Below are 26,459 nucleotides of genomic sequence, written 5' to 3'. Positions count from 1 at the left end.
TACTCCCCCGAGGACGAGCCAACGTGAGCAGCACACATCCGATACCGCCCGCTTCCGGCCAGGTCAGCGGCCTGGAGCAGGTGCGCACCACCATCGCCGCCGCCTGCGCACGAGCCGGGCGCACACCGGAGTCCGTGACGCTCGTCGCGGCCTCCAAGACCGTTTCCCCCGAGGCCCTGGTGCCGGCCATCGATGCCGGCCTGCGGGTCTACGGGGAGAACCGGGTCCAGGAGGCCCAGGAGAAGTGGCCCGGGCTGCAGGAGAAGTTCCCCGGGCTCGAACTCCACCTCATCGGCCCGCTGCAGTCCAACAAGGCGCGTGACGCGGTGGCGCTGTTCGACGTCATCCACTCCGTCGACCGTCCCTCGCTGTGCCGGGCGCTGGCCCGGCAGTGCGCCGCGCAAGACCGGCGCCCCCGGCTGTTCATCCAGGTCAACACGGGTGCCGAACCCCAGAAGGCGGGCGTGCTGCCCGACCGGGCGGACGCCTTCGTCGACACCTGCCGGGAGGTGCACGGCCTCGACGTCATCGGGCTGATGTGCATTCCGCCGGTGGGCGAGCCCCCCGAACCGCACTTCTCCGCGCTGGCGGAGACGGCCGCCCGCAACGGACTGGACTGCCTGTCCATGGGGATGAGCGGCGACTACGCCACCGCCGTCGAGTACGGCGCCACACATGTGCGGGTGGGCAGCGCGATCTTCGGCGCACGCGCCTACCCGGCCCCGCAGCCGACGCATCACTGACGCCGAAGGATCCCGATGCCACGCCCCGAGCGCTTCGACGTCCTCTTCCAGCCGGTCCGCATAGGCCCGGTCACCGCGAAGAACCGCTTCTACCAGGTGCCCCACTGCAACGGCATGGGGCGCGCCTTCCCCAGCTCCATGGCCGCGATGCGCAGCGTCAAGGCCGAAGGCGGCTGGGGGGTGGTCTGCACCGAACAGTGCGACATCCACTACTCCGGGAACCACCAGCGCGAACTGCGCCTGTGGGACGCCAAGGACATCCCCTATCTCGCCCGCGCGACCGACCTGATCCACGAGCACGGCGCCCTGGCCGGCGTCGAGCTGGCCCACAACGGCGCGCACGTCAGCAACCTCGAATCACGCGCCGTCCCGATCGCCGCGAGCGTCGAGGCCACCCGGGGCCTGTTCCCCGGCACGGCACGCGCCATGGACAAGAACGACATCCGGGCCTTCCGCCGCTGGCACCGCGCCGCCGCGGTCAACGCCCAGCGCGCCGGCTTCGACATCGTCTACGTCTACGCCGGGCACGACATGACGCTGCCCATCAACTTCCTCTCCCGGCGCCGCAACCAGCGCACCGACGAGTACGGCGGCAGTCTGGAGAACCGTGCGCGGCTGCTGCGCGAGCTGATCGAGGACGCCAAGGAAGCGGTCGGCGACCGGTGTGCGGTCGCGGTCCGCTTCAGCGTGGACGAGATGATGGGCGAGCGCGGGATCACCGCCGACGGCGAGGGCTACGACGTCGTCGAAATGCTCGCGGAACTGCCCGACCTGTGGGACGTCAACGTCAGCAACTTCGACAACGACGGCGCCACGGCCCGCTTCAGCGACGAGGGCTACCAGCAGCAGTACGTGAAGTTCGTGAAGAGCGTGACCACCAAGCCGGTCGTCGGCGTCGGGCGGTTCACCTCGCCGGACACCATGGTCTCGATGATCCGCAGCGGCACCCTCGACCTCATCGGCGCCGCCCGCCCCTCCATCGCCGACCCCTTCCTCCCCCGCAAGGTCGAGGAAGGGCGCTTCGACGACATCCGGGAGTGCATCGGCTGCAACATCTGCGTGGCCTGGGACCGGGCCGGGGCCCCGTTCCGCTGCACCCAGAACCCGACCACCGGCGAGGAGTGGCGCCGCGGCTGGCACCCCGAGCGCATCGAGCGGCGCACCACCGACGACACCGTCCTCATCGCGGGCGGCGGACCGGCCGGGCTGGAAGCGGCACGCGCCCTCGGCCAGCGCGGATACAGCGTGATCCTCGCCGACCGCAACCGCGAGCTGGGCGGCCGCGTCACCCGGGAGAGCCGCCTGCCGGGCCTGGCCACCTACGCCCGGGTCAGGGACTGGCGGCTGCAGCAGCTCCGCTCGATGCGCACGGTGCAGCTGCTGCCCGCCAACGAGGTCACCCCCGAACTCGTCCACGAAGCCGGGTGCTCGCTCGTCGCCGTCGCCACCGGCGCGGTATGGCGGCGGGACGGGGTGGGGCGGCACCACCTCGCCGCCGTTCCGGGCCTCGACCGGCTCCCGGTGTTCACCCCGGACGACATCATGGACGGCCGTCTGCCGTCCGGCCGGGTCGTGCTCTTCGACGACGACCACTACTACATGGCCAACGTCATCGCGGAGCACCTGGTGCGGCACGGGTGTGAGGTCACCTTCGTCACCCCGGAGAGCATGGTCGCCGCCTTCACCCAGCAGACGGCCGAACAGCGCCGGATCGCGCGCCGGATGCTCGAACTGTGCGCGTCCGTGCGGCCGTTGACCTCGCTCGCCCGTACCGAGGCCGGGGCCGCCCACCTGGCCTGCGTCTACACCGGCCGGGAGAGCGAGGTGCCGGCCGACGCCGTCGTGCTGGCCACCAGCATGGTGCCGCGCGACACGCTCTACCAGGAACTGCAGAACGGGGATCCCAAGGCCCTCGCCGCGGCGGGCGTCCGCCGTGTCGTCCGGGTCGGCGACTGCCTGGGACCGGGCATCATCGCGGCCGCGGTCCACAGCGGCCATGAGTTCGCGCGCACCCTGGACACCGGCCTCACCGACTGGACCCCCTTCCGGCGGGAGAACGTGGCGCTCGACTGGGACCAGGCCATGCCGCCCGCAAGCAATGCCGTGATCCGGTCGGAGGCGTGATGGAACGGTTCAGAGCACTGCTGGACAAGACCGCCACGGGCGGCACGCTCACCCGCGACGAGTCGGCGCACGTCTTCGGCCGGATGATGTCGGGCGAGGCGACGCCCTCGCAGATGGGCGCCCTGCTCATGGCCCTCAGGGTGCGTGGCGAGACGGTGGACGAGCTCGCCGGCGCGGCCGCCACGCTGCGCACCCAGATGCGCCGGGTGGCCGCGCCCGAGGGGACCGTCGACGTGCTCGGCACGGGCGGTGACGGATCGGGCTCCTACAACATCTCCACCTGCGCGGCGTTCATCGTCGCCGGCGCCGGCGTGCCCGTGGCCAAGCAGGGCAACCGGGCCCTGTCCTCGCGCTCCGGTTCGTCGGACGTCCTGGACGCCCTCGGGGTCCGTACGGGGCTGACGCCCGAAGGAGTCGAACGGTGCCTGCGGCAGGCCGGCATCGGGTTCATGTTCGCCCCGGCGCACCATCCGGCCCTGCAGCACGTCGCCGCCACCCGCGTCGAACTGGCCACCCGCACCATCTTCAACCTGCTGGGCCCGCTGCTGAACCCGGCCGGCGTACGGCACCACCTCGTCGGCGTGTTCTCCCGCCGGTGGACCGAGCCGATGGCCGAGGTCCTCGGCGAGCTCGGCTCGACCCGTGCCTGGGTGGTCCACGGCTCCGACGGCCTCGACGAGATCACCACCACGGGGCCGACCACCGTCTCCGAACTGCGCGACGGCACGGTACGGACCTTTCGGATAGCGCCCCAGGACGTCGGCCTGCCGCCGAGCCGGCCGGAGGATCTCCGCGGTGGTGACGCGGCGAGCAACGCCAAGGCGCTGGTCGCGGTGCTCGACGGGGACCGGAGCCGCTACCGGGAGGTGTCGGTCTTCAACGCCGCGGCCGCGCTCGTCGCCGCGAACCGGGCCACCGATCTCGCCGCCGGGGTGGAACTGGCGGAGGAATCCCTCGATTCCGGCCGGGCCAGGGAGTGCCTGGACCGGCTCGCCGCAGCATCGAGCGCGACAGGAGAATGATGTGACCGACCTGCTGACCAGGATTGCCGCCTACAAGTTCGACGAGATCGCCGCCGCGAAGAAGGCGGTGCCGCTGCGCACGCTCCGGCGCGAAGCCGATGCCGCTCCTGCGCCGCGCGGCTTCCTGGCCGCCATCGAGCGGCGCCGCGCCGAGAACGCCTATGCGCTGATCGCCGAGATCAAGAAGAAGAGCCCGTCGAAGGGCCTCATCCGTCCCGACTTCGACCCGCCCGCCCTGGCGCGCGCCTACCAGGCCGGCGGAGCGACCTGCCTCTCGGTCCTCACCGACGCCCCTTCCTTCGAAGGGGCGCGGGAGCACCTCGCCGCCGCCCGCGAAGCGACCTCGCTGCCGGTGCTGCGCAAGGACTTCATGTACGACCCCTACCAGGTCGTCGAGGCCCGTGCCTGGGGCGCCGACTGCATTTTGCTGATGCTGTCGGCCGTCGGCGACGAGACGGCCCAGACCCTGGAGGACACCGCCTTCGAGCTGGGCATGGACGTCCTGGTCGAGGTCCACGACGAGCAGGAGCTGAAGCGGGCGGCCTCGCTGCGCTCGCGCCTGATCGGCATCAACAACCGCAACCTCAAGACCCTGGAGACCTCGTTGAGCACGGCGGAGGCGCTGGCGCCGAAGGTCCCCGCCGACCGGGTCGTCGTCGGGGAGAGCGGCCTCGGCACACCCGCCGACCTCGGCCGCCTCTCCGCGGCGGGGGTGCACACCTTCCTCATCGGGGAGAGTCTGATGCGCTCCGCGGATCTCGAGTCCGCAACTCGCGCTTTACTGGCCCGGTAACCAGTAGCGTTTCTCCCGCCGCGCGGGGTCGAGCCCGCCACGAGAGCACCCCTGCGCCGCCCGTCGAGAATGCGTCCCCGAAGGGACGCCGCCGGGCGGCGCCGTACCGAGCAAGGAGCGCGTCCCATGAGCATCGAATTCCTGATCACGTCGTTCGTCATCGTCGTCTCGCCCGGAACCGGAGCCCTCTACACGATCGCCACCGGCTTATCCCGGGGCTTTCGCAAGAGTGTCGTCGCCGCCTTCGGCTGCACCCTCGGCATCGTTCCCCACCTGGCGGCGGCCATCGCCGGCCTCGCGGCGATCCTGCACACCAGCGCGGTGGTCTTCGAGACCTTCAAGTACCTGGGCGTGGCCTACCTGCTCTACATGGCCTGGAACACGCTGCGCGAGCAGGGCACCCTGAAGGTGGAGGACCAGGAGGAGGGGGAGCGCTCCTCGCTCCGGGTCACCGGCACGGCGATCCTCATCAACTTCCTGAACCCCAAGCTCTCGATCTTCTTCCTGGCGTTCCTCCCCCAGTTCGTCCCCGCCGACGAGTCGAACTCCGTTCCGCACATGCTGGAGCTCAGCGGCGTGTTCATGCTGATGACGTTCGTCGTCTTCGCCGTCTACGGAGGCTTCGCCGCCGCCGTCCGCGACCATGTCATCTCGCGTCCGAAGGTGATGGCCTGGATGCGCCGCACCTTTGCCGCCGCCTTCGTGGGCATCGGCATCCAACTGGCCTTCGCCAGCCGCTGACGACAAGGAATCCCCCGTGCACACCCCGCTCTTCATCAAGGTGTGCGGCCTGCGGACCGAGCAGGCCGTCGACACCGCGGTCCGGGAAGGCGCCGACGCCATCGGCTTCGTCTTCTCGGACAGCCCGCGCCAGGTGGACGCCACCACGGCCCGCACCCTGGCCCGGCGCGTCCCGGAAGGACTGCTGACGGTCGGCGTCTTCCGCAACCAGCCGCTCGACGACGTCCGTGCCCTGGCCGAGAGCGCCGGGGTGCGGGCGGTGCAGCTGCACGGCGACGAGGACCGCAGCTACTACGACAGCCTCGGCGCGGCCGGCTGGACGACGATCCGCGGAACGGCCGTCCGCGACCGGGTCCCGCGCCGCGGCGAACTGGGCGAGGACCTGCTGCTCCTGGACGCCGCGGTGCCGGGCGCCGGCGTCCCCTGGGACTGGGCCGGCGGACACTTCACGCCACCGGAGGGGAAGTGGCTGCTGGCCGGCGGCCTGACCCCGCACAACGTCCAGGACGCCGTACGGGCCACCCGCCCCTGGGGCGTCGACGTCTCCAGCGGCATCGAGAGCCGCCGCGGCGTCAAGGACCCCGCCCTGATCACCTCGTTCCTCCGGGCCGCCCGCGCCGCGGACCGGCCTCGCCCGCAACCGGAAGGCAGACCTGCGTGACGATCCGCCTGTACGACACCAACGCCCGGCGGATCCGCGACTTCACCCCGCTCGTGCCGGGCTGTGTCTCGATCTACCTGTGTGGTGCGACCGTGCAGGCCGCCCCGCACATCGGGCACATCAGGTCGGGACTGAACTTCGACATCATGCGCCGCTGGTTCGCCCACCGCGGCTACGACGTGACGTTCGTCCGCAACGTCACCGACATCGACGACAAGATCATCACCAAGTCCGCCGAACAGAACCGCCCCTGGTGGTCGATCGGCTACGAGAACGAGACCGCCTTCAACGCGGCCTACGACGCGCTGGGCTGCCTGCGCCCCACCTACGAACCGCGCGCCACCGGCCACATCCCCGAGATGATCGAGATGATGCGCGGCCTCATCGAGCGCGGTCACGCCTACGCCGCCGACGGCAACGTCTACTTCGACGTCCGCTCCTTCCCGCCGTACCTCCGGCTCTCCCACCAGGAGTTGGACAACCTGCTGCAGCCCTCCGGCGAGGGCGAGACCGGCAAGCGCGATCCGCGCGACTTCGCGATGTGGAAGGCCGCCAAGGAGGGCGAGCCCAGCTGGGAGACGCCCTGGGGCCGCGGCCGGCCCGGCTGGCACCTGGAGTGCTCGGCGATGGCCCACAAGTACCTGGGCGCCGCGTTCGACATCCACGGCGGCGGCATCGACCTGATCTTCCCCCACCACGAGAACGAGATCGCCCAGGCCAAGGCCTACGGCGACGACTTCGCCGCCTACTGGACCCACAACGCCTGGGTCACCATGAGCGGCGAGAAGATGGCCAAGTCGCTGGGCAACTCCGTCCTGCTCACCGAGATGCTCACGCGCTGGCGCCCGATCGTGCTCCGCTACTACCTGGGCACCCCGCACTACCGCTCGATGATCGAGTACAGCGAGGAGGCGCTGCGCGAGGCCGAGTCCGCCTTCGCCCGCATCGAGGGCTTCATCCGGCGCACCGTCGAGAGGACCGGCCTCGTCCAGCCCGCGCCCGCGGTCCCACCCGCCTTCGCCGCAGCCATGGACGACGACCTCGGCGTCCCCCAGGCCCTGGCCCTCGTCCACACCACCGTCCGCCAGGGCAATGCAGCGCTGACCGCCGGCGACAAGGAGTCGGCGGCGGCCTCCCTCGCCGAACTCCGCGCCATGCTCGGCGTCCTCGGCCTGGACCCGCTCGACGCGCACTGGTCCGGCGGCGGCACGGACCGCGGCGACGACCTCCACGGTGTCGTGGACTCCCTGGTCCGCCTGGTCCTCGACCAACGCCAGGCCGCCCGCGCCCGCAAGGACTACGCCACCGCCGACACCATCCGCGACCAGCTCCAGCACTCCGGCCTCACCATCGAGGACACCCCGTCGGGGGCGCGGTGGTCGATGGCCTGACCACCGCCGGCGGCGTCGCCGTCGCGCTCGCCTCACCCGGCCCCGCGCCACGTCCACCACCCGAACCCTGCTGACCACGGCCCCTGAAACGGCCGGCGCCCTTCGCCTGGACGAAGGGCGCCGACAACGCTCCCGGATGAGGCGCCGCGTACCGTGACCGGATGCGCGGCCCGGGACAACTAGCCGCGGTCGTCCGCCAGCTCCAGCGTGAGGGGGTGGGTGGCCAACGGCGTCACCTGGATGTCCGCATGCGGCCGGATGGGCAGGGCGGACAACACCGCTTCCAGCGCGTCCGCGTCGGCGGCCGACCAGATACCGACATTGCCGCGCTGACCGGGCAGCCGCCAGATGTGCTTGAGCACGCCTGAGGCCATGAGCTCATGCGCGTGTGCATGCTCGCGCTTGATGACCTCATCGCGTTCTTCGGCCGGCAGCTCGTAGACGCGGGAACCGTCGAGTTGGATCATGAAATCCATGGAAATCCTCCTTGAATGAGTGGGTCGCTGTGCCGTGCGGCCGGACGGCACCGAGCAGGCCGGAAATCTTGAGCGCCGGTCCGGGACCGCGAGGGGGGTCGGCGGCTCGCAGGCCTGCTCGTCACTGAGGCCGCGGTCCATCGGGATGAGCGGAGACCGCATCGGCCTCGGTTTTTCTCGGCCCGGGCGCCGAAGAGTCCACGTGCTGATGGCCGGCCGGCAGGAAGCGGACCACGCCCAGCGTCGTGGCCACCAGAACCGCGGCCCCGATGATCAGGCTGATGCGCATGCCCGTCATGAAGTGGGCCGAGTCGGCGATCAGTGCGCCCAGCAGGGCTACGCCGATGGCGCCGCCGAACTGGCGGGCCGCGCTGAGGACTCCGGATGCCAGACCCGCCCTTTCGTGCGGGACCGACTCCAGCATCGCCGTCGTCAGAGGCGGGATCGCCAGGCCTCCGCCGATACCCAGCGGGACGAGCAACGCCAAGAGCAGCGGAGTGGGGGTGTCCTGGGAGACGAACAGCAAGCCCAGGATGCCCAGCGTCTGGATGACCTGGCCGAGGATCAGCGGGAAACGCGGACCGTGGCGGTTGGTGAGTTTGCCGGCCAAGAGGTTGACCAGGGTGGTGAAGGCCGTCATCGGGATGAACATCAGGCCTGCCACCAGGGCCGAGGCGCCGCGGTGTTCCTGGAAGAAGATGGTGAAGACGAAGACCAGGCCGTAGTAGCCGAGGTTCAGGGCCAGGCCCGCGCTGGTGCACACGGCCACCGAAGGGTGGCGGAACATGGTCAGCGGCACCGCCGGATTGCTCTGGCGGGACTCGACCAGCAGGAACGCGGCTGCGGCAATGACCGCGACCACGAAACCGGCGAGGGTGGCCGGGGACGTCCAGCCGTCGGAGCCGCCGTTGATCACTGCGAACACCAGAGCCGCCAGGGCAAGGACGGCCGTCACCTGGCCCGCCGGGTCCATCGGAGCCTGCCCGCGCGGAGACCGGGGAGCGCGGAGCATGCCGATGAGGGCGACGATGCCCACGGGAATGTTGATGAAGAAGATCCAGCGCCAGCCGAGTCCGGTCGTCAGCGCTCCACCCACGACCGGACCCGCGGCGACCGCCGCGCCGCCGCCCGCCGTCCACCATGCGATCCCGCGGGCGCGATGGGCCGGTTCGTCGTAGGCCTGGCGGACCAGAGCGAGCGAGGCCGGCATCATCACCGCCGCCCCCGCACCCTGGATGGCCCGCGCGACGACAAGCACGTCGAGGCTGGGCGCAAGCCCGCACAGCGCGGACATCAGCGTGAAGACGGACAGGCCGATAGTGAAGGCGCGGCTCGCGCCGATCCGGTCCGAGATCGCGCCAGCCGACAGCAGCAGCGCCGCGAAGAGCAGGGTGTACGCCGTCACCACCCACTGCAGCGCGGAGACCTGGCCGTCCCATTGCGCGCCGATGCTCGGCAGCGCAACGTTCACCACCGTCGTGTCCAGCGTGATCACGAAAAACGCCAGACAGGCCACAAGAACCGTGGCATGGGGACTTAACCTCGGGCGATCACCAACCGCCGCTGCCCCGAGGGCAGCGCCACGCGCCGAATCGGCGGCAGGCCGCCTGCTCACAGTGTCCTTCCGAAGTGGGCCCCTACCGCGTCCAGTGCCGGCACCACGGTCGACTCCTGGTCGTAGAAATCAAACTGGGCACCCGTCGTCCATTGCAGTTCCTTGGGTGCCGTCAGCGCGTCATGGAAGCGACGGGCCCCGTCCGGAACGGCGGCGTCCGGACTGTGCAGCATGAAGGTGGGGGCCGTGCACTGCGGGGCGACCGCGATGGGGTCGAAGGTCAGCCACTGCGGCCAGCTCATGACGGCGAAGCGGTTGCCCCACTCCGGAACGGCGCCTCGATCGGCGTTCAGGTAGTAGTCGAACGGGCCGTACATCGCGGCTTGCGCGTCGGTGTCGCTGGCCGCGGGGACATAGTCGACCTCGCCCGTCGACTCGTACTTCTCCCGGGCCGCCTCGCCCTGCGCCATCCGCTCGCGAATGCCGTCCGGTCCACCGTAGATGTCCTGGACCAGCGTGCGGTCGTGCAGCCACGGAGCCACCATGGCGACGGAGCGGATCTCTGGATTCCGCGAGGCGGCGACCGCAACATACCCGGAGCCGGCGCAGATGCCGAGTGCGCCGATCCGCGACGAGTCCACATCCGGGCGGGACTTGAGGTAGTCGACGGCGCTGATGATGTCCGCGATCTTGCGCTCCGGCGATTCGAAGTCCTGCGGCTCCCCCTTGGATCCCCCGTATCCGCGGAAATCGAAGGCGAGCGCGGTCAGTCCTCGCTGGGCGAGCCCGGCGGCGTACCGGCCCGCCATCTGTTCCTTGACCGTGGTCCACGAGCCGGCCACGACCACTGCGGGGGAAGCGTCCCCCGCCGGCTGCGACGCCGGCCGGTAGAGGTCTCCGACGAGTTCGGTCCCTTCACTGGGGAGTGCCACCCCCTCGACACGCACATCACCGTTGGGGTTCATGAGTCTCCCTTCCAGGTCCTGCCGGCGCTCGATGCTAACCACGCTGCATCATAACGAAATTGTTTGACTGCCTGTCAAGTATCAAGTCACTTATTGCACGTGACAACCTAGTTGACATCCTGTAGATCGCAGAGTCATTCTCGATCGACCGCCGAACAAGGAGTCGATTATGACGCGAAATCAACTCGCTGAGCCGCGCGACGCACAGTCCGTGGGGAGCTACTTCCTGGACCGGATCGGCAGTCGGCAGCTCGAAGCCGCGTTCGCCTGCCTGGCGGACGATGTGGTGATGGAGATGCCGTTCGCCCCACCGGGAAGCCCGACCCGGCTGGAAGGCGCCGAGGCGCTGCGCAGCCTGTACACGGGGGTGGTGAACGCGGCTCTCTCGATCGAGCTCCCCGTGAGCACCACGTGGCCGTTCGCCGACCCCGAGTGGGCACTCGTCGAGTACACCGGCCGGATCGTGCAGCCCGGCGGCCAGGAATACACGAACGCCTACCACGGCCTGTTCCGGGTCGTGGACGGGAAGATCAAGCTCTTCCGGGAGCTCTACGACACCTACCGGTTCGCGGAGCAGGTGCCCCTCGAGGCACGTCGGGCCATGTTTCCGACCACCGACGAGGGGTGAGCGGGATGTCCGTCACCGCCACCCGTGCTCTTGGCGTAGGGGTCCCGCTGTCCGGAGCCTGGGCGACACCCGCCACCCAGGTGCGGATCGCCCGGCAGGCCGAGGCACTCGGCTACCAGTCCCTGTGGACCTTCACCCGCCTGCTCTTCCCGATGCAGAGCAGCGATGCCGAATGGTCGTCGGACTTCCAGCCGGCCTTCCACTACGGCGTAGCGGAACCGCTCATCACCCTCGGATATCTGGCCGGCTGCACCGAACGGATCCGGCTGGGCATATCGGTGCTCAACGCGCCGTTCTTCGCCCCTGCCGTTCTGGCCAAGCAGCTCATTCAGCTCGACCGGGTGTCGAACGGACGGCTCGATGCCGGGCTGGCTCAGGGCTGGTCCGAGGAGGAGTTCCGGGCCGTCGGCCTCCCCATGGAGCGGCGCGTCGCCCGCACTCTGGAGTACGTAGAGGTGCTCCGTCGGATGTGGGAGCAGGACCAGGCCGAATTCAAGGGCGAATTCACCGAGCTGCCCCGCACCCTGGTCCGGCCCCGCCCGGTCCAGCCGGTCTTCCCCCTGCTGCTCGGTGGCTCGACCGAGAAGGCCTGGACGCGTGCGGGACGCTTGGCCCAAGGCTGGGTCAGTCCAGGTTTCGTCACCGTGGCAGAGGTGTCCGAGGCCGCGTCCGGGGTCCGCGCGGCCGCCGAACGCGCCGGCCGTTCCCCCGACGACCTGCGCATCGTCGTGCGCGCCACCGTTTTCCTCGGCCCCGAACACGGCTCCGGGCGCACCCTCTTCCACGGTTCGGTCGCGCAGATTCGCTCCGACATCGAGCACATGCATGAAGCCGGAGCCACCGAGGTCTTCCTCGACTTCAACTTCGATCCGCAGATCGTTGGTCCGCAGGCAGACCCTGTCGACTCGCTTTCCCGAGTCGAGGAAGCACTGGGCGAGCTCGCTCCGGTGACGCAACCCGCCGCAGGGCAGGCCCCACCGCCCGGACCGTGAGGGAGCGGGAGCGAACGCGGCAAGCGCCGGTCCGCCGGTCGTACGGCCGGCGGCGCGAGCGCAGGCGGGGAGGCCTGGAAGGCCGGTCGCCCCTCGTACCCGGGCCCTTGCCTTCCGAGAGGTCTCGATCCTCCGCACACGAAAAGACTTGGAGACACCATGATCGATGCGATATCGCGCCTCGTCGCGGGGCGCCGGCCCGACGGCACCTCGGTGGTCGAGGCGAACGGGCCGATCGTCCCGGTGACGGTGGGCGCGCTGCCCGGCGTCGAGTTCTACCAGATCTGGGGGCGCAACGATGCTCCAGCAATCGGCGACGGCGGCGCCGAGGCGGACTTCACCCCCTACTTCCCCGGGGACCACGGGACTCGCTTCGTGATACTGCGCTGGCCCCCGGAGACCGGGCGCGGCCCGGAAGGTGATCCGGACGCGCTCTCCGCCGAGGTGGAACAGGTCTTTCCCGGACTGCTCACCGCTCTGGCCCCGGACGAGAAGGGGCACCATGCAACGGACACCGTGGACATGTCGATCGTCCTCGAGGGCGAGCTCTGGCTCCAGCTGGAGGACGGCTCCGAGACCCGGCTGACGCCCGGCAGCTGTGTCGTCCTCCGCGGCAACCGGCACGCCTGGTTCAACCGGAGCGCCGAACCGGCCGTCATGGCCAGTGTCTTCGTCGGCGCTCACGACACCCTCACCGGGCAGGCTCACTGACCAGGCACGGGGAACGACGGCTCGGGATCATTGGTGGAGCCGGAGCCTTCCAGATGCCCGGCCACGTCACGCCGGGGCGGCCGGCTGGAACGCGCCGACGACATCGACCTGGCCGGTGGAGGCGGGCACGCCGGGCAGTCCCGCATCGTTCAGGGCCTGCTGGTAGGCGGCGGTCGACTCGGCGATGTACCCGTACTGCTGCCAGATGTCCGCGATCCGGCGCCACACGGCGGCCGACGAGCGCGCCGGGGGGAGTTGGCGAAGCTGCGTGACCGCGGCACGGAGAGTCTCCTGTGCCCTGCGGCTGTCCCCCGCGCTGAACTGGGCATGAGCCAGCACTGCACGAGCCTCGACCGACTCCCGGCACGGCTCGTTGCGCAACAGCCCCAGCGCCCTGGAGGCGTGTTGCTGGGCCTCGGCCGCCTGGTGCAGCCGCAGGCACGCCATCGCCAGGCTGCTCTCCGCTGACGCCTGTTCGGCTGCCGTACCGACTTCCACCAGGTGGGCGTGCGACTCTTCGAGCAGCTGACGGGCCCTTTCCGGGTCACCGGGATCGGAGCAGAGCAGCAGCGTCCCGTAGACACCGGAGAGCAGAGCGCGGTGGCGCACGTGGTCGTCCTCGACCAGCAGCGCGCGTGCGCGTTCGGCCAGGGCCAGAGCTTCCTCGATCTGGCCCTGGGCCTGTGCGACGAGAGCAGCGTTCCAGTAGGACTCCCGCTGTGCGGCCCGGCCTCCGTGATCTTCGGCGATCCTGGTCAGGCGATCGGCCACGAGGCGAGCCTTGGCGAGGTCGCCGCGGCTGCGATAGCAGCCGACCAGCACTGCCCCGAGCTGAATGTGGTCGTCCGTGGCTTCGAGGCCGAGCTGGTCCAGCCGGCGCAGTGCCCCCTCCCCGATCTCGACGCTGAGGACCTGGTCGCCGAGGGCCTGGTGGCAGCGGCAGAGTGCCGTGGCCACCTGGCTCCATTCCGCGGAGCCGGCGATGCACTCGGGGCTTTCGTACAGCATCGTGAAGGCCTGGACCGCGGCCTCCAGCCGTCCGAGGTGCTCCAGGGCCAGCGCTTGCCCCAGGCGCGCTCGGCGCACAGTGGCGTCGGGCAGGACAGGCGCGGAGGCGAGGACCTCACTGAAGGCCTGCAACGCCTCCTCGTTCGCGCCGTTGTGCAACGAAAGGTCGGCGAACGCCGCCTTGAGCTCCAACTCGCGCGTTCGTGCGGCGTCCTGGCCCGTGAGCAAATAGCTGGTGGTGCATCCGAGGCGCTCGGCCAGGAGAGCCACCACAGCTGCCGAGGGAGTTCGCTTGCCCGACTCGATCAGCGAGATGTAGCTCACCGAGACGTCGTCACTGGCGAGATCCTGCTGCTTGAGACCACGAGCACGGCGGAGTTCCCATAGCCGTCGGCCGGTGCCTTCACCGTCTTCGGCGGTGCTGTCCACAGTATCTCCTCGGGGTCCTACCGGTGGGCCTTCAGTGGGGCCCTGGAAAATTTACAGGATATTTGACAACGGCCGCTATTGCCGAGGAAAGAAGTCACAAGATCTGCTCTGCAGCGCCAGAAGGGGAGCGGACGGGCCGCACATTCGACAACAGACGCCCAGGCGCGGGCCTCGACCGGGGGACGAGCACCGAGCACGGTCATGGCCCCTTCACAGCCGAAGGCACCGCCGACTTCAGGATGTACAAAGTCCCTTCTCACGGGCTTCCTTCGAACTTGGCTATGGTCGCGCCGGGTGACGGCAGTGCTCCTCGCCCGGTGTCGGCGTGACGGTGAATCGGCAAGTACCGCATGAAGCTTTGGGCTGGTGGCACCAGCATGCGGGTTCGAGACAGGAGTGGGGCATGTTCCGATCGATGCGGCGTGCAGCCTTCTTCGACCTCGCCCATCCAGAACGCCCGCCGAACGAGGATGTGGCCCTTCGGGATGCGCTGGAAAGCCACCGGGCAAAGGGTGACCTCGTCGTCCTGGTCATAGATGCTCTGCAGCAGTTACCGGAGACGCTGTCCGCCGAGGGGACGCTCCTCCGGCTCCCCGCGTCCGCCACGTACGCCATGGACAAGTGCACGACGGTCGTCGAAGCCATGACCCGCCTGTGCATCGACCCGGTGAGCTGCTTCGGCTACGGGGACCTGTGTGCCGGGACAGGTTTGCTCAGCGTCGTCGGCAACCCACGCGTCATCGCCTGCAGCGCAGAAAGCGGCAGGCTTGCTCAGGAACGGGGCTGGCCGGTGATCATGTCGCCTTCCTCCGTCTAGAGGCGCCAGGAGACGGAGGCACCGCGCCGGCAGTCCTGGGGGTTCGCCCCCGGCCGGTCGGGGCGGGGCCGCCCGTGGCCCACCGTCCCGCACGCACCCCTGCCACGGGCACGGTCCCCTGCAGTTCGCTCCGCGCCCCGTGGGTGGGCAGCACCACCCTGTCGTGCGCGTACGCCGTTGAGTGCCGCACTGCGCGTGCTTCGGCGGTGAGAAGAACGGCCGGATCAGCCCCCAACCGGCCCTGCTCCGCGACCAGGCGGGGCATCGGCCGGTGCAGGAATCCCGTCAACCTCCACGGACCTCAGGAAGTCGCCATGCATGTGCAGCAGCCCGCTCCTTCGTCCCGCATTCGCGTCGATCTGCTCACCAAGGAATTCCCTCCGGAGATATACGGAGGGGCCGGTGTCCATGTCGCTGAACTCGCCGAGAAGCTGCGCGCGCTCGTCGATCTGCACGTGCGCTGTTTCGGTTCGCCGCGCGACGCTCGGCACGTCACCGCGTATGCGGAACCCGTGCTGGCGGGAGAGCAGAACCCCGCCCTTCGTACGCTCGGGGTGAACGTCGAGATGGCCGCGGCATGCGCGCGAGCGGACCTGGTCCACAGTCACACCTGGTACGCCAACGCGGCGGGCCGGCTGGCGCAGGTGCTGTACGGCATCCCCCACGTCGCCACCATCCACAGCCTCGAACCGCTGCGCCCGTGGAAGGCCGAACAGCTGGGCGGAGGCTACGCACTGTCGTCCCTGGTGGAGCGTTCGGCACTGGAGAGCGCCGACGCGCTGATCGCCGTGTCGCACGCCATGCGCCAAGACATCCTCCGCGTCTATCCCGACGTGGATCCGGAGCGGGTGCACGTGGTCCACAACGGCATCGACACCCGGGCGTACCGTCCCGACCACGGCACCGCGGCCCTGGAGCGTCACGGGTTGGACCCCGATCGGCCCATCGTCCTGTTCGTCGGGCGCGTCACCCGGCAGAAGGGGCTCTCACAACTGCTGCGCGCGGCTTTCGACTTGGACCCGCGCGCCCAACTCGTGCTGTGCTGCGGGCAACCCGACACGGTCGAGATCGGAGCCGAGACCGCGGCACTGGTCGACGAGCTGCGCCGCGTGCGGGACGGAGTCGTCCGTATCGACGGGATGCTCGACCGGGCCTCCCTCCTGCAGTTCCTCACCCACGCCTCCGTCTTCGTCTGCCCGTCCCTCTACGAGCCGATGGGCATCGTGAACCTGGAGGCCATGGCCTGCGGCACGGCAGTCGTGGCCACCGCGACAGGCGGCATCCCGGAGGTCGTGACGGACGGAGAGACGGGACTTCTGGTGCCCGTCGAACAGGAGCAGGACGGCAGCGGCACACCCCTGGACCCCCAGCGCTTCGCTTCCGACCTCGCGGCCGCGGTGAACCAGCTCCTCGCCGATCCGGAGCACGCCGCCCGGCTCGGCGCGGCCGGGCTCGCCCGGGCGCACAAGGAATTCGGCTGGGACGTGGCGGCGGAGCGGGCGTACGCCGTCTACGGCTCCGTGTCGGGGCGCGGACCGCTCGGGCCCCGCGCCCTGACTTCATGATGTCTGTTTGATCCCGTTGACCGGACCACCGCTGCCGCCGCTACCGTCGCGGACATGTCTCAAATGACTTCCGCGCACGATGCAGAAGGCGTCCCGGAGCATTCGAGGTCCACGCACGGAAACATCCTGTTCGAGGACGGGACACCGGAATCCGCGGATTCTGCTGCGCGGTCCGTGGATGCCCTTCCGAAGAGCGAAGCCCGGGTCACGACCCTGGAATTGTTCTTCGATCTCGCATTCGTCTTCAACTTCACGCAACTCGCCCGGGTGCTCAGCCGGGACATGACGCTGCGAGGAGTCGTTCAAGTACTCCTGATTTTCTGGCTCCTGTGGTGGATGTACGGAGGATACGCGTGGCTCACCAACCACCTTCCGCCTCACCGCAGGCATCACCGGATCCTGCTGCTGCTCGGCATGGCCTCCTTTCTGGTCATCGGCCTGGCCACCCCCAACGCCTTCCACGGGAACGGCGTCGCGTTCGGCGTCGGATACCTGCTGATCGTCTCCGTGCATGCCGCGCTCTTCGCGTTCGGCGGCCCGGGAGCGGCCCGCAACATGCTGCGGATCGCCCCGTTCCACATGCTGGGCGCCCTCCTCATCATCGGCGCCGGCTTCCTCAGCGGATGGGCCGTGTACGCGCTGTGGGCCGGAGCCGTCGCACTGGAGGTCATCGCGCCGATGGTGACGGGCGTGTCGGGCTTCGAGCTGAAACCGGGCCACTTCGTGGAGCGGCACGGACTGCTCATGATCATCGCGCTCGGAGACTCGTTCCTGGCGCTCGGCATCGGCACCAACGGCGGCCAGGCGGGGCCCTCGGTCGTGACCACTGCGGTCCTCATCTTCGTCATCCCGGCCTGTCTGTGGTGGGTGTACTTCGATGAGTCCGAGAAGGCCCGGCGGGCCGAACTCGCCCTGGAGCGGCAGGATACGGTCCAGCGCTCGCGGCTGGCCCTCGCCGCGTTCTTCTACGCCCACGTACCGATGCTGCTCGGACTGATCCTGATCGCGGCGGCCGTCAAAAAGACCATCGTGCACCCCTACGAACCACTGGCCATGGCCCCGTCCATCGCGCTGGCGAGCGGGGTCACGCTGTATCTCGCCGGCATCGCCTGGTTCCACGGAATTCTGAAGATCGGTCCACAGCGTTTCCACTTCACCGCCGCGCTGCTCGCCGTCATGGCAATTCCGGTGGGACATTCCGGAACAGCGGTGGCCGAAGTCGTACTGCTCGGTGCCCTTATCGGCGCCGCCCTGCTCAGCGACCATCGCTGGACCAAGAAGATGGCACACCTCTATCACTGAAGGAAGAAAACTCCATGAGTTCTGTGGCCGACCGCCTCGACATCATCGAGACCTGCACCCGCATGGCCTGGTACATCGACCAGCGCGAGTGGGACGCGCTGGGGGATGTCTTCAGCGACGAGATCTCGCTCGACTACACCAGCCTCAACGGCGGCGAACCGGGCCTTGTACCGAGCAAGGACCTGGTCGCCTCCTGGTCGGGCCTGCTCGGCAGCTTTGCCGCCACCCAGCACCTGCTCAGCAACTTCCTCGTCGACGTGCAGGGCGACACCGCGGTCACCACCGCGATGTTCCAGGCGACGCACCGCATGCCCAACGACCACGGCGGCCCGCTGTGGACGCTCGGCGGTACCTACCGCATCGGCCTGGAGCGCACCGGCAGCGGCTGGCGGATCAACAGCATCGTGATGACGGCCACCTGGGCCGACGGCAACCAGCATCTGTTCGCCCGCGCCGCACAGGCGCAGACCACCGATTCCTGAGCGGCAATCTCAGAAAGTCAACCACCCATTTCTTGCTGGCTTCCGAGCACCTGATTCAGGATTCCCCTGGGATTCCTTCCATTTATAGGAGAGTTCATGAGCAACGCCACGGAAGAAACCAAGAAAGTCGTTCAGCGGTGGTTCGACGCACTGACATCGGGCGATTTCGAAACCGCCCTCGACACGCTCGCCGAGGACGTCGAGTGGATCAACTACACGCCGGTGCCCGGCTACAACGACGACATGAAGTGGATCGGCAGCTATCGCGGCCGTGACGCTGTCCTCGAGACCCTGAAGATCTTCACCGGCGCCGTGGACGTCCGCTTCGAGAAGCTGGTGAACCTGGTCGTCGAAGGCGACCAGGCGGCGGGGGTCATTCACGAGATGTCCACCGTGCGGGGCACCGGCGTCGAGTTCGAGATCGAGTTCATCCAGTGGCTGACGGTGCGCGACGGCAAGATCGCGCGCTGGAAGTCCTACACGGACCCGTCGCAGATCATCCGGGCCCTGCGGGGCGACACCGCGGGGCAGGAGGCCGCCTGATGAGTGCCGAGCTGATCGCCGCAGTACGCGGCCGGGACACCGCACGGGTCACCGAGCTGCTCGCCGCCGGCGCCGACGCGGGCCACCGCGAGTCCGCCACCGGGCTCACCGTCCTGATGATCGCGGCGGGGCAGGCGGACGCGCCCACCGTCCGTGCCCTGATCGAAGGCGGTGCCGATGTCCTGACCGCCGACACCCGGGCCGGCGCGACCGCGCTGCACAAGGCCTGCCAGGGCGGCAGCCTCGCGGTGGTGAAGGCTCTCGTCGAAGCCGGCGCCTTCGTGGACGCGGTGGCCCCCACCACCGGGCACACCGCCCTGATGGACGCGCTCTGGTACAAGTACCCGGACATCGCCGAGTACCTGCTGGCACAGGGCACCGCGCTCCAGGTCTACACGCACTACGGCTTCTCGCTGGAGCAGCACTTCGCCTACGAGCTGAACGTCAACACCTTCGGCAAGGACAGGCTGCTCAAGGCCGAGGAGCACCTCAACGCCCGCCGGGCCCAGGACGAGCGCGCGGTGGCCGACCAGGAGCTGATGGCGGCGACCGCGGAGGGCGACACCGAACGGGTGCGCAAGCTGCTCGCCGCCGGTGCCCCGGTCGACGCGCGCTCCCCCAACCTGAGCGGCTTCAACGACAGTCACACCCCGCTCCTCGTGGCCTGCCGCGACGGCCACGAGGAGATCGTGCGCCTGCTGCTCGCGGCAGGTGCGGACGTGAACGCCGTCGAGCCCACCTTCGGTGCCGTGCCGCTCCACAAGGCCGTCTACAACGGCCATGCCGGCATCACCGCCGAGCTGGTCCGCCGGGACGGTATCGACCTCGACTTCCAGGGCGCGACCAACGGCTACAGCCCGCTGCACGACGCCCTGTGGCACGGCTACGAGGACTGCGCACGCACACTCGTCGAGTCAGGTGCCCGGCTCGACCTCCTCGGCCACGACGGCAAGACGCCGCTCGACCTTGCCGTCGAGGTCTTCGGTGCCGACCACGCGCTCACCGAGCTGATCCGCGCCCGCAGCTCCCGCTGACCGCCCGCTGCCCGCCGCCCAACAGCCGTTCACACCCGCGGAGTTGAATCATGCTGTTCTACGTCCAGATGAAGTGGAAGCACGAGGGACGCATCACCCTCGACGAGCTGTGGGAGCTCGAGCAGGACGAAGCCGTCCACGCACAGGAAACGGTGGACTCCGGCTTCTGCGTCGGCATTTGGAAGGTGGCTGCGCAAAAGCGCGTCATCGCCATCATCGACTCGCCGGATGCCGAGGAGCTCGACCGCACCGCGCTCGGCCGGCTCCCCATGCGGGAGTACCTGGAGTTCGAGAAGGTCTGGCCGCTGCGCGACTACCTCGGCTTCGCCGAGGACGTCAAGCAGCGCTACAAGGTCTGACATGCCGGCGAGGAGTTCGAGAACGTGAACCGGGAACGCAACCGCACCGCCCTCGTCACGGGCGCCAACCGCGGCATCGGTCTGGAAACCGTCCGCCGGCTGGATCTGGCCGGCCTCGACGTCGTGCTGGCCGCACGTGATCTCGCGCGCGGCCGGGCGGCCGCGCGTGGCCTCAACAGCCCGCGCATCCGGGTGGAGGAGCTGGATGTCACCGATGCCAAGAGCGTGGCGGCATGCGCGGAGCGGCTGGCCGACGACCAGGTCGAAGTCGATGTCCTGGTCAACAACGCCGGAATCTATCCGACGGTCTCGTTCTTCTCGCTCGACGAGGACGTGATGCGCCGAGCCCTGGACGTGAACCTCATGGGAGCGTTCCACACCTGCCGGACGTTCTGCCCCGGTATGGCGCAGCGCGGCTACGGCCGGGTGGTGAACGTCTCCTCCGGGCTCGGCGCCCTCACCGAGAACGTGCCGTCCCCGGCGGCCTACGGCATCTCCAAGGCCGCGCTCAACGCGCTGACCCTGGTGGTGTCCGCCGCGGTGCCGCAGTCCGTCAAGGTCAACGCGGTCTGCCCCGGCTGGGTCCGTACCGACATGGGGGGCCGGGGGGCGCCGACCAGCGTCGAGGAGGGCGCCGACACGGTGACCTGGCTGGCCCGCCTGCCGGACTCCGGGCCCACCGGGGCGTTCTTCCGTAACCGCAGAAAGATCGACTGGTGACCGCGGCCCGCGTCGCTGCCGCCGTGGTGGCCGTCGCCGTGCTCGCCTCCTTCGCCGTGGCGGTCGCGGCCGACGACTACGTGCGCGCCGCGGCAAGGGAAACCGTCCGCGACACCCGCGACGAACACGAACCCAGCGCCCTGGCCGCGCTGGAACCGGCCGTGCGCGGCTACGTCGACGCCGTCGACTCCCAGGACGTGAACGCCCTGGTATCGGTCTTCGCACCGCAGGCCACCATCAACGACACCGGACGCAGCTTCCGCGGCCGCGCGGCGATCAGGGACTGGGCCCGCGACGAGGTCATCGGCGGCAGGCTCACCGTCCTGCGCACCACTGCCGGCCCCACCGGACCCACGGTACTGCTGCGCTTCGACCCCAAGGGATTCATGGCCGGCTTCCGCGCCCGCTACGCGTTCACCGTCGAGCACGACGCGATCATCCGGATCACCCTGCGCTACGCCTGACCTGCCACTACCCCGGGGAGACCACCTTGCCGTACCGCCCCCTCGTTCCCGCCCTCTCCCTGACCGCCCTGCTGCTGGCCGGCTGCTCCGAAGGCCCCGAGCAGTCCGGCGGCCCACCGGGAACCACCCGGCAGGCCCCGTCACCGGACCCGGCGAAGGGGACGCCTGAGCAGGCGCCCCACGACACCGTGCGCGAGGACCGGAAGGACCCGGCAGTGGACCCCGCTGCCCAGGCCTACGTCGACGCCGTGGCCGACAAGAACCTCGAGGCGCTGGTGAACGCCTTCCATGCCGATGCCCAACTCGTGGACGTGGGGAGGAAGTACACCGGACACGACGAGATCCGCGACTGGGCCCGCGACGAGGTCATCGGCGGCAAGCTCACCGTCCTGAAGAACACCCCCCGGACCAACGGCACGACGCTGCTCGTGCGCTTCGCCCCCGGTGGTGCCGGCGGCTTCGAGGCCCACTACGAGTTCGAGGTGCGCGACGGTCGCATAGCCCGGCTCAACCTCGAGTACGCCTGACCGCGCCTTCGCACCCTGCTTCCGTTCCCTTCCCAAGGAGTGGCTCTCCCATGAGTACCGCCACCACATCGGGGCCCGGCGAGACCCGCAACAAACTCGCCCTGGGCGCCCTCGGCCTGGGCGCTTTCGTCATCGGCACTGCCGAACTGGTCATCGTCGGCGTCCTCAATCTCATCGCCGACGATCTGGACGTCTCGCTGAGCACGGCGGGACTGCTGGTCACCGCCTACGCGCTCGGCATCTCCATCGGCGGCCCGATCGTCACGGCGGCAACCATCCGGATGCCGCGTCACACCCTCCTGTGCGCAGCGCTCGCCGTCTTCGTCCTCGGCAACCTCGCCGCGGTCTTCGCCGGGCTCTTCGGCCTGCTGGTCGTCGCGCGGGTACTCTGCGGCGCCCTGCACGGCCTGTTCCTCGGTGCGGCCTCCGCCGTCGCCACCGGGCTGGTCGCCCCCGAGCGCCGCGGTCAGGCCGTCGGCCTGGTCTTCGGCGGCATCTCCGTGTCGACCGTGCTCGGTGTGCCGCTCGGCACCCTGCTGGGCCAGAACCTCGGCTGGCAGGCCACGTTCGCCGGCGTGGCCGCCCTCGGGCTCATCGCCCTCGTCGTGATCACGATCTGGGTGCCGTCCGTCAGGAGCAGCGGTTCCGGCGGCCTGGGCTCCCAGGTCCAACACGCCTTCCACCCCCGGGTGCTGGCCATGCTGGCGGCCGAGGTGCTGCTCATGGGCTCGCAGTTCATCGCCTTCACCTATCTGGCGGCGTTCTTGGAGGACGTCACCGGTATCCAGAGCGCCGCGGTGAGCGCCTTCCTGATGATCTTCGGTGTGTTCAGCGCGATCGGCACCTTCGCGGGCGGGCGCTTCGCCGACATCAATGCCTCGCGGACCCTGCTGGTGGGCAACGGAGTGCTCATCGTGGGCCTGCTCGGCCTGTACTTCTTCCGGGAGAGCCCGCTGCTGGTCGGTGTGGCCCTGGCGCTCTGGGGCATCGTCGGTTTCGGGGTCACCCCGTCGCTCCAGCTGCGCGTCATCTCGCTGGCCGGGGAGGGCGCCGATCTGGCCGCCACCCTGGGCGCGTCCGCCGCGAACGTGGGTGTCGCCGCGGGCGCCGCGGTCGGCGGCTGGGCCCTGGCCACCTTCGGTATCGATGACGTCCCGCTGACCGCGCTGATCTTCGCTGTCCTCGCGCTGCCCGCGGTATGGGCCACCCGGTTCCTCAAGGTGCCCGCCGCCCAGGGCCCGGTCGCCGGCTCCGCGCCGGCCGCGGTGAACGACCACACGCCGGTCTCCACCGGAGGCTGAGCTCCGCGGCGGCGCCCCGGAAGCGCCCGGACCGCCCGTTGCCGCGGCACCCTCGGGTGCCGCGGCAACGGGCGCCGTCGTTCAGATGCCGCTCACCCGGGCCACCGAGAACGGCAGGTCGAGGGTGGCGGAGCCGAACTGTGAGCGGAGCACGTGCAGGGATCCGTCCTTGCGTATGAGCGCTGTCGGGTGTTCGAGGGCCGGGTCGGTGAGGTGGCTCGCGACGGACGCGCGCGTACGGTCCGCGGACAGCGTGAGCCGGCTGATGCTGTCCGAGCCGAACTGGACGGCCCACAAACTGTCCTTCTCCCAGAGCAGGCCGTCGGCGGAGACCGGACTTCCGCCGGTCACCGTCAGCTTGTGGATGCCGCCGGTGGCGGGTGCGAGCCGGAACAGGTCTCCGGAGGCCATGTCCGCAGTGATCAGGTACTTGCCGGTCGGGTCCGATTCGATGCCGTTCAGGGTGATGGCGCCCTCCGGGTGGGGGGCGACGACGTTGTTCAGGTCGAACCCGGTGGCCAGGGTGGCGCTGCCGCCCTTCGCGATGGTGTCCTCGATGGTGGTGGCGGGCAGTCGGTAGACGAGCTGGCGCAGCGAGTCGGTGATGTAGGCCGTGCCGTCGGGCGTCAGAGCGAGGTCGTCGAGCAGCGACTTGCCCGGCGTCGGGCTGAGGAAGCGGGCCAGACGGGTGCCGTTGGCCGTGTCGTACACCGTCACCCCGTCCGCGTCGTTGACCCAGAGCCGGCCGTGCGCATCGACCTCGGTCCCCATGGCCTGGGTCCGGCCGTCCGTCCCTTGAGGCAGGAAGACGGTGGCCTCCGTCCGGCCGGCGGGTGCGCGGTAGACCGCCCCGGTGGAGAACGAGGTGACGTAGAGGTCGCCGGTTCTCGGGTCGGTGGCCATGCTTTCCGGATAGGCCTGCTTGCCGGGCAGAGCGATGGCCCGGGTGACGGTCAGAGCCCGGGCGCCCGAGCCGTCCGCTCGGGCATCGGTGACCGGTGCCGTGATCCCGACGGCGAGGGCACAGGCCAGGGCGAGAGCGCAGGCGGTGAACCGTCGGCGAGCGAGTGTCGGATACATGGGTCCTCGTTTCGGAACGGGAAACGCCGGGCGGCCCCCGGCAGGGCGTCGAGGACCATTTGGCGGTATCCGAACGAGAGTTGGGGACGGCGGAAGCGGGCCCAGGCGCTGATCGGAACGCAGAGTGCGAGGTGAACGGCCTTGTGGGGCCGGGAGGCCGAGCCCGATATCACCTGTGAAAAAACGGCGACTTTGGTAGGTGATCGACGAAGTTCCGCATGGTACGAAGGCTTCCGTATCGGCCTCGGGAGGAGACCGGCCCCGGCCGCCGCATCATTCGGATGCCGCGGCCGTGGGCTCCGGCTCGACCGGCCGTGGCATCAGGGACCGCCGTCCCGGACTCGTGCCGGGATACTCCTTGCCGCGCCACAGGGTGATCCGCTGCGCGATCGGCTCCGTGAAACGGGCCGCCAGAGGGCCCATGACGACCAACAGCAGGACGTAGGCGGTGGCCAGCGGCCCGAGGGAGGGGTCGACCGCACCGGCGGAGACCGCGAGGCCGGCGATGACGATGGAGAACTCGCCCCGCGCGACCAGGGCGCCACCGGCCCGCCACCGGCCCCGTTCCGCGATGCCGGCGCGCTTCGCCGCCCAGTACCCGGTACCGATCTTCGTCAGGACGGTGAGCACCGCCAGCCCGAGGGCGGGCGGCAGCACCGACGGGACGGTGCTGGGGTCGGTGCTCAGTCCGAAGAACACGAAGAACACCGCGGCGAAGAGGTCCCGCAGCGGCATCAGCAGATGATGGGTGTTCTCGGCCACCTCACCGGACAGGGCGATTCCCACGAGGAACGCCCCCACGGCCGCCGAGACCTGCAGCTGCTGGGCGACGCCGGCGACGAGCAGCGTCGTTCCCAGGACGACGAGCAACAGCTTCTCCGGGTCGTCGCTGGACACGAAACGCGAGATGACCCGCCCGTAGCGCACCGCGACGAGCAGGACGGTACCGACCGCCGCGAGCGCGATGCCCAGCGTCAGACCGCCCGCCAGCCAGCCCGAACCGGCCAGCACCGCCGTCAGGATCGGAAGGTAGAGCGCCATGGCGAGGTCTTCGAGGACGAGGATGCTGAGGATGACCGGGCTCTCCCGGTTGCCGAGGCGGCCCAGGTCGCCGAGGACCTTCGCGATGACGCCGGACGACGAGACCCAGGTGACGCCCGCGAGCACCACGGCGGCCACCGGCCCCCAGCCGAGCAGCAGCGCCGCCCCGGCTCCGGGCAGCGCGTTGAGCAGGAAGTCGACGACTCCCGCGGGGGCGTGCGACTTGAGGTGACCGACGAGATCGCCCGCCGTGTACTCCAGACCGAGCATCAGGAGCAGCAGCACGATGCCGATGTCTGCGCCGACCTCGATGAATTCCTCGCTGCCGCCCAGGGGGATCACGCCGCCCGCGCCGAACAGCAGTCCCGCCAGCAGGTAGAGCGGGATCGGCGAGAACTTGAGGCGTACGGCGAAGCGGCCGAGCAGGCCGAGCGCCAGCACGATCGCACCGAACTCGATCAGAAAGACCGCCGAGTGCACGTGATCAGCCCCGCTCGAGGATCTCGTGGGCGCTGTCCACGCCTTCCCTGGTACCGATGACGATCACGATGTCGCCCCCGTGCAGACGGAAGTCGGGTCCGGGCGAGGGGATCGCGTGGGACCGGCGCATGACGGCGACGATGGAGGCTCCGGTGTCGGTGCGCATCCTCGTCTCCCCCAGGGTGCGCCCGTTCCAGTACGAGGTTCCGGTGACCGTGATCTGCTCGGCCAGCAGCCCGAAGTCGCTGGTGTGCAGCAGGTTCGGGTTGTTGTGGCCGGGAAGCAGGGCGTCGGCCAGGGACAGGGCCTCCGGGCCGGTCAGCACCAGGGAGATGCCCGCCGAGTCCGGATCGTCGTCGTGGTGCACGTTCAGGGTGCGCTTGCTGTCACGGTGCGCGATCACCGACAACGTGTCGTGCCGCCGCGTGGTGAGCTCGTACTGCACCCCGATGCCGGGCAGCGGGGTGGTCCTCAGGCGGGGAGCAGGCATGGTGCCTCCTTAGGC

General features: G+C 69.8%; 28 protein-coding genes. 21 read left to right on the top strand and 7 right to left on the bottom strand.

The features are described 5' to 3' along the window. Positions 1-23: 23 nt before the first annotated feature. The 7 genes from AB0411_RS10680 to cysS all read left to right on the top strand — a co-directional run bounded on the left by AB0411_RS10680 (position 24) and on the right by cysS (position 7,475). Positions 24-743 (top strand): YggS family pyridoxal phosphate-dependent enzyme, encoded by a 720-nt coding sequence (locus AB0411_RS10680; protein WP_366416873.1) that lies wholly within the window; start codon positions 24-26, stop codon positions 741-743. A gap of 15 nt (positions 744-758) precedes the next feature. Next, the gene (locus AB0411_RS10675; RefSeq protein ID WP_366416872.1) at positions 759-2,867 is read left to right on the top strand and encodes an FAD-dependent oxidoreductase; all 2,109 of its coding nucleotides are present in this window, start codon (positions 759-761) and stop codon (positions 2,865-2,867) included. Further along, a complete protein-coding gene (gene trpD / locus AB0411_RS10670) occupies positions 2,867-3,889 on the top strand; it encodes an anthranilate phosphoribosyltransferase (RefSeq protein WP_366416871.1) in 1,023 nt (340 codons plus the stop codon). The genes AB0411_RS10675 and trpD overlap by 1 nt, the downstream gene beginning before the upstream one ends. A gap of 1 nt (position 3,890) precedes the next feature. Beyond that, positions 3,891-4,682: an indole-3-glycerol phosphate synthase TrpC gene (gene trpC, locus AB0411_RS10665; RefSeq protein WP_366416870.1), complete on the top strand. Its 792-nt coding sequence runs from the start codon at positions 3,891-3,893 to the stop codon at positions 4,680-4,682. 126 nt (positions 4,683-4,808) lie between these two features. After that, on the top strand, positions 4,809-5,423 hold the full coding sequence (locus AB0411_RS10660; protein ID WP_366416869.1) for a LysE family translocator: 615 nt from the start codon (positions 4,809-4,811) through the stop codon (positions 5,421-5,423). 16 nt (positions 5,424-5,439) lie between these two features. Beyond that, positions 5,440-6,084 (top strand): phosphoribosylanthranilate isomerase, encoded by a 645-nt coding sequence (locus AB0411_RS10655; RefSeq protein ID WP_366416868.1) that lies wholly within the window; start codon positions 5,440-5,442, stop codon positions 6,082-6,084. Beyond that, entirely contained in the window at positions 6,081-7,475 is a 1,395-nt protein-coding gene (gene cysS, locus AB0411_RS10650) for a cysteine--tRNA ligase (RefSeq protein ID WP_366416867.1), read from the top strand. The genes AB0411_RS10655 and cysS overlap by 4 nt, the downstream gene beginning before the upstream one ends. A 179-nt stretch (positions 7,476-7,654) precedes the next feature. Here cysS and AB0411_RS10645 read toward each other — a convergent pair whose 3' ends face one another. From AB0411_RS10645 to AB0411_RS10635, 3 genes are all read right to left on the bottom strand, one after another. Beyond that, the gene (locus AB0411_RS10645) at positions 7,655-7,951 is read right to left on the bottom strand and encodes a muconolactone Delta-isomerase family protein (protein ID WP_366416866.1); all 297 of its coding nucleotides are present in this window, start codon (positions 7,949-7,951) and stop codon (positions 7,655-7,657) included. A 121-nt stretch (positions 7,952-8,072) separates the two neighbouring features. Continuing rightward, positions 8,073-9,566 (bottom strand): MFS transporter, encoded by a 1,494-nt coding sequence (locus tag AB0411_RS10640; protein WP_366416865.1) that lies wholly within the window; start codon positions 9,564-9,566, stop codon positions 8,073-8,075. Next, a complete protein-coding gene (locus AB0411_RS10635; RefSeq protein WP_366416864.1) occupies positions 9,563-10,471 on the bottom strand; it encodes an alpha/beta hydrolase in 909 nt (302 codons plus the stop codon). Before AB0411_RS10635 ends, AB0411_RS10640 begins: the two co-directional genes overlap by 4 nt. 169 nt (positions 10,472-10,640) lie before the next feature. Between AB0411_RS10635 and AB0411_RS10630 the strand changes: the two genes are divergently transcribed. The 3 genes from AB0411_RS10630 to AB0411_RS10620 all read left to right on the top strand — a co-directional run bounded on the left by AB0411_RS10630 (position 10,641) and on the right by AB0411_RS10620 (position 12,802). Beyond that, positions 10,641-11,099, top strand: coding sequence for a nuclear transport factor 2 family protein (locus tag AB0411_RS10630; protein ID WP_366416863.1), 459 nt, complete (start codon positions 10,641-10,643; stop codon positions 11,097-11,099). A 5-nt stretch (positions 11,100-11,104) separates the two neighbouring features. Beyond that, positions 11,105-12,091, top strand: a complete 987-nt coding sequence (locus AB0411_RS10625) for a TIGR03619 family F420-dependent LLM class oxidoreductase (RefSeq protein ID WP_366416862.1) — start codon at positions 11,105-11,107, stop codon at positions 12,089-12,091. 159 nt (positions 12,092-12,250) lie between these two features. Continuing rightward, a complete protein-coding gene (locus AB0411_RS10620) occupies positions 12,251-12,802 on the top strand; it encodes a cupin domain-containing protein (protein WP_366416861.1) in 552 nt (183 codons plus the stop codon). A 66-nt stretch (positions 12,803-12,868) separates the two neighbouring features. On the opposite strand, the gene AB0411_RS10615 is transcribed toward AB0411_RS10620, so the two are convergent. Continuing rightward, positions 12,869-14,239: a helix-turn-helix domain-containing protein gene (locus tag AB0411_RS10615; RefSeq protein ID WP_366416860.1), complete on the bottom strand. Its 1,371-nt coding sequence runs from the start codon at positions 14,237-14,239 to the stop codon at positions 12,869-12,871. 403 nt (positions 14,240-14,642) lie between these two features. On the opposite strand from AB0411_RS10615, the gene AB0411_RS10610 reads away from it, so the two are divergent. The 11 genes from AB0411_RS10610 to AB0411_RS10560 all read left to right on the top strand — a co-directional run bounded on the left by AB0411_RS10610 (position 14,643) and on the right by AB0411_RS10560 (position 23,353). After that, positions 14,643-15,056: a hypothetical protein gene (locus AB0411_RS10610; RefSeq protein WP_366416859.1), complete on the top strand. Its 414-nt coding sequence runs from the start codon at positions 14,643-14,645 to the stop codon at positions 15,054-15,056. 314 nt (positions 15,057-15,370) lie between these two features. Next, positions 15,371-16,621, top strand: a complete 1,251-nt coding sequence (glgA, locus tag AB0411_RS10605; RefSeq protein ID WP_366416858.1) for a glycogen synthase — start codon at positions 15,371-15,373, stop codon at positions 16,619-16,621. Between the two features lie 174 nt (positions 16,622-16,795). Then, complete coding sequence (locus tag AB0411_RS10600; RefSeq protein WP_366416857.1) at positions 16,796-17,923, top strand: low temperature requirement protein A; 1,128 nt, start codon at positions 16,796-16,798, stop codon at positions 17,921-17,923. A 14-nt stretch (positions 17,924-17,937) separates the two neighbouring features. Further along, entirely contained in the window at positions 17,938-18,405 is a 468-nt protein-coding gene (locus AB0411_RS10595; RefSeq protein WP_366416856.1) for a nuclear transport factor 2 family protein, read from the top strand. Between the two features lie 96 nt (positions 18,406-18,501). Next, positions 18,502-18,948: a nuclear transport factor 2 family protein gene (locus tag AB0411_RS10590; RefSeq protein ID WP_366416855.1), complete on the top strand. Its 447-nt coding sequence runs from the start codon at positions 18,502-18,504 to the stop codon at positions 18,946-18,948. Next, positions 18,948-19,982: an ankyrin repeat domain-containing protein gene (locus AB0411_RS10585; protein ID WP_366416854.1), complete on the top strand. Its 1,035-nt coding sequence runs from the start codon at positions 18,948-18,950 to the stop codon at positions 19,980-19,982. The genes AB0411_RS10590 and AB0411_RS10585 overlap by 1 nt, the downstream gene beginning before the upstream one ends. Positions 19,983-20,032: 50 nt before the next feature. Further along, positions 20,033-20,341: a muconolactone Delta-isomerase gene (locus AB0411_RS10580; protein ID WP_366416853.1), complete on the top strand. Its 309-nt coding sequence runs from the start codon at positions 20,033-20,035 to the stop codon at positions 20,339-20,341. A 24-nt stretch (positions 20,342-20,365) separates the two neighbouring features. Beyond that, on the top strand, positions 20,366-21,061 hold the full coding sequence (locus tag AB0411_RS10575) for an SDR family NAD(P)-dependent oxidoreductase (protein WP_366416852.1): 696 nt from the start codon (positions 20,366-20,368) through the stop codon (positions 21,059-21,061). Then, positions 21,058-21,525 carry a nuclear transport factor 2 family protein gene (locus AB0411_RS10570; RefSeq protein WP_366416851.1) on the top strand — a complete coding sequence of 156 codons (468 nt, stop codon included), beginning with the start codon at positions 21,058-21,060 and terminating at the stop codon, positions 21,523-21,525. Before AB0411_RS10575 ends, AB0411_RS10570 begins: the two co-directional genes overlap by 4 nt. Positions 21,526-21,551: 26 nt before the next feature. Then, positions 21,552-22,052, top strand: coding sequence for a nuclear transport factor 2 family protein (locus AB0411_RS10565; RefSeq protein ID WP_366416850.1), 501 nt, complete (start codon positions 21,552-21,554; stop codon positions 22,050-22,052). Between the two features lie 50 nt (positions 22,053-22,102). After that, positions 22,103-23,353: an MFS transporter gene (locus AB0411_RS10560; protein WP_366416849.1), complete on the top strand. Its 1,251-nt coding sequence runs from the start codon at positions 22,103-22,105 to the stop codon at positions 23,351-23,353. A gap of 81 nt (positions 23,354-23,434) precedes the next feature. On the opposite strand, the gene AB0411_RS10555 is transcribed toward AB0411_RS10560, so the two are convergent. The 3 genes from AB0411_RS10555 to AB0411_RS10545 form a co-directional block, all read right to left on the bottom strand. Continuing rightward, positions 23,435-24,433 carry an SMP-30/gluconolactonase/LRE family protein gene (locus AB0411_RS10555; RefSeq protein ID WP_366416848.1) on the bottom strand — a complete coding sequence of 333 codons (999 nt, stop codon included), beginning with the start codon at positions 24,431-24,433 and terminating at the stop codon, positions 23,435-23,437. 273 nt (positions 24,434-24,706) lie between these two features. Beyond that, positions 24,707-25,954 (bottom strand): cation:proton antiporter, encoded by a 1,248-nt coding sequence (locus tag AB0411_RS10550; RefSeq protein WP_366416847.1) that lies wholly within the window; start codon positions 25,952-25,954, stop codon positions 24,707-24,709. Positions 25,955-25,958: 4 nt separating this feature from the next. Next, a complete protein-coding gene (locus AB0411_RS10545) occupies positions 25,959-26,444 on the bottom strand; it encodes a TrkA C-terminal domain-containing protein (protein WP_366416846.1) in 486 nt (161 codons plus the stop codon). Positions 26,445-26,459 lie beyond the last annotated feature (15 nt).

The sequence above is a fragment of the Streptomyces angustmyceticus genome (assembly GCF_040701845.1).
In the GTDB taxonomy this organism is placed as follows: Bacteria; Actinomycetota; Actinomycetes; order Streptomycetales; family Streptomycetaceae; genus Streptomyces; species Streptomyces angustmyceticus_A.
This window is presented reverse-complemented; position numbering and strand designations above follow the sequence as displayed.

Excerpts from the sequence above, each read along its gene's own strand:
- glgA (WP_366416858.1), top strand. The coding sequence starts at position 15,371 with ATGCATGTGCAGCAGCCCGCTCCTTCGTCCCGCATTCGCGTCGATCTG.
- AB0411_RS10555 (WP_366416848.1), bottom strand. The coding sequence starts at position 24,433 with ATGTATCCGACACTCGCTCGCCGACGGTTCACCGCCTGCGCTCTCGCC.
- AB0411_RS10630 (WP_366416863.1), top strand. The coding sequence starts at position 10,641 with ATGACGCGAAATCAACTCGCTGAGCCGCGCGACGCACAGTCCGTGGGG.
- AB0411_RS10590 (WP_366416855.1), top strand. The coding sequence starts at position 18,502 with ATGAGCAACGCCACGGAAGAAACCAAGAAAGTCGTTCAGCGGTGGTTC.
- AB0411_RS10625 (WP_366416862.1), top strand. The coding sequence starts at position 11,105 with ATGTCCGTCACCGCCACCCGTGCTCTTGGCGTAGGGGTCCCGCTGTCC.
- AB0411_RS10620 (WP_366416861.1), top strand. The coding sequence starts at position 12,251 with ATGATCGATGCGATATCGCGCCTCGTCGCGGGGCGCCGGCCCGACGGC.
- AB0411_RS10560 (WP_366416849.1), top strand. The coding sequence starts at position 22,103 with ATGAGTACCGCCACCACATCGGGGCCCGGCGAGACCCGCAACAAACTC.
- AB0411_RS10585 (WP_366416854.1), top strand. The coding sequence starts at position 18,948 with ATGAGTGCCGAGCTGATCGCCGCAGTACGCGGCCGGGACACCGCACGG.
- AB0411_RS10595 (WP_366416856.1), top strand. The coding sequence starts at position 17,938 with ATGAGTTCTGTGGCCGACCGCCTCGACATCATCGAGACCTGCACCCGC.
- AB0411_RS10580 (WP_366416853.1), top strand. The coding sequence starts at position 20,033 with ATGCTGTTCTACGTCCAGATGAAGTGGAAGCACGAGGGACGCATCACC.
- AB0411_RS10660 (WP_366416869.1), top strand. The coding sequence starts at position 4,809 with ATGAGCATCGAATTCCTGATCACGTCGTTCGTCATCGTCGTCTCGCCC.
- AB0411_RS10675 (WP_366416872.1), top strand. The coding sequence starts at position 759 with ATGCCACGCCCCGAGCGCTTCGACGTCCTCTTCCAGCCGGTCCGCATA.
- AB0411_RS10610 (WP_366416859.1), top strand. The coding sequence starts at position 14,643 with ATGTTCCGATCGATGCGGCGTGCAGCCTTCTTCGACCTCGCCCATCCA.
- AB0411_RS10635 (WP_366416864.1), bottom strand. The coding sequence starts at position 10,471 with ATGAACCCCAACGGTGATGTGCGTGTCGAGGGGGTGGCACTCCCCAGT.
- trpD (WP_366416871.1), top strand. The coding sequence starts at position 2,867 with ATGGAACGGTTCAGAGCACTGCTGGACAAGACCGCCACGGGCGGCACG.
- AB0411_RS10645 (WP_366416866.1), bottom strand. The coding sequence starts at position 7,951 with ATGGATTTCATGATCCAACTCGACGGTTCCCGCGTCTACGAGCTGCCG.
- AB0411_RS10545 (WP_366416846.1), bottom strand. The coding sequence starts at position 26,444 with ATGCCTGCTCCCCGCCTGAGGACCACCCCGCTGCCCGGCATCGGGGTG.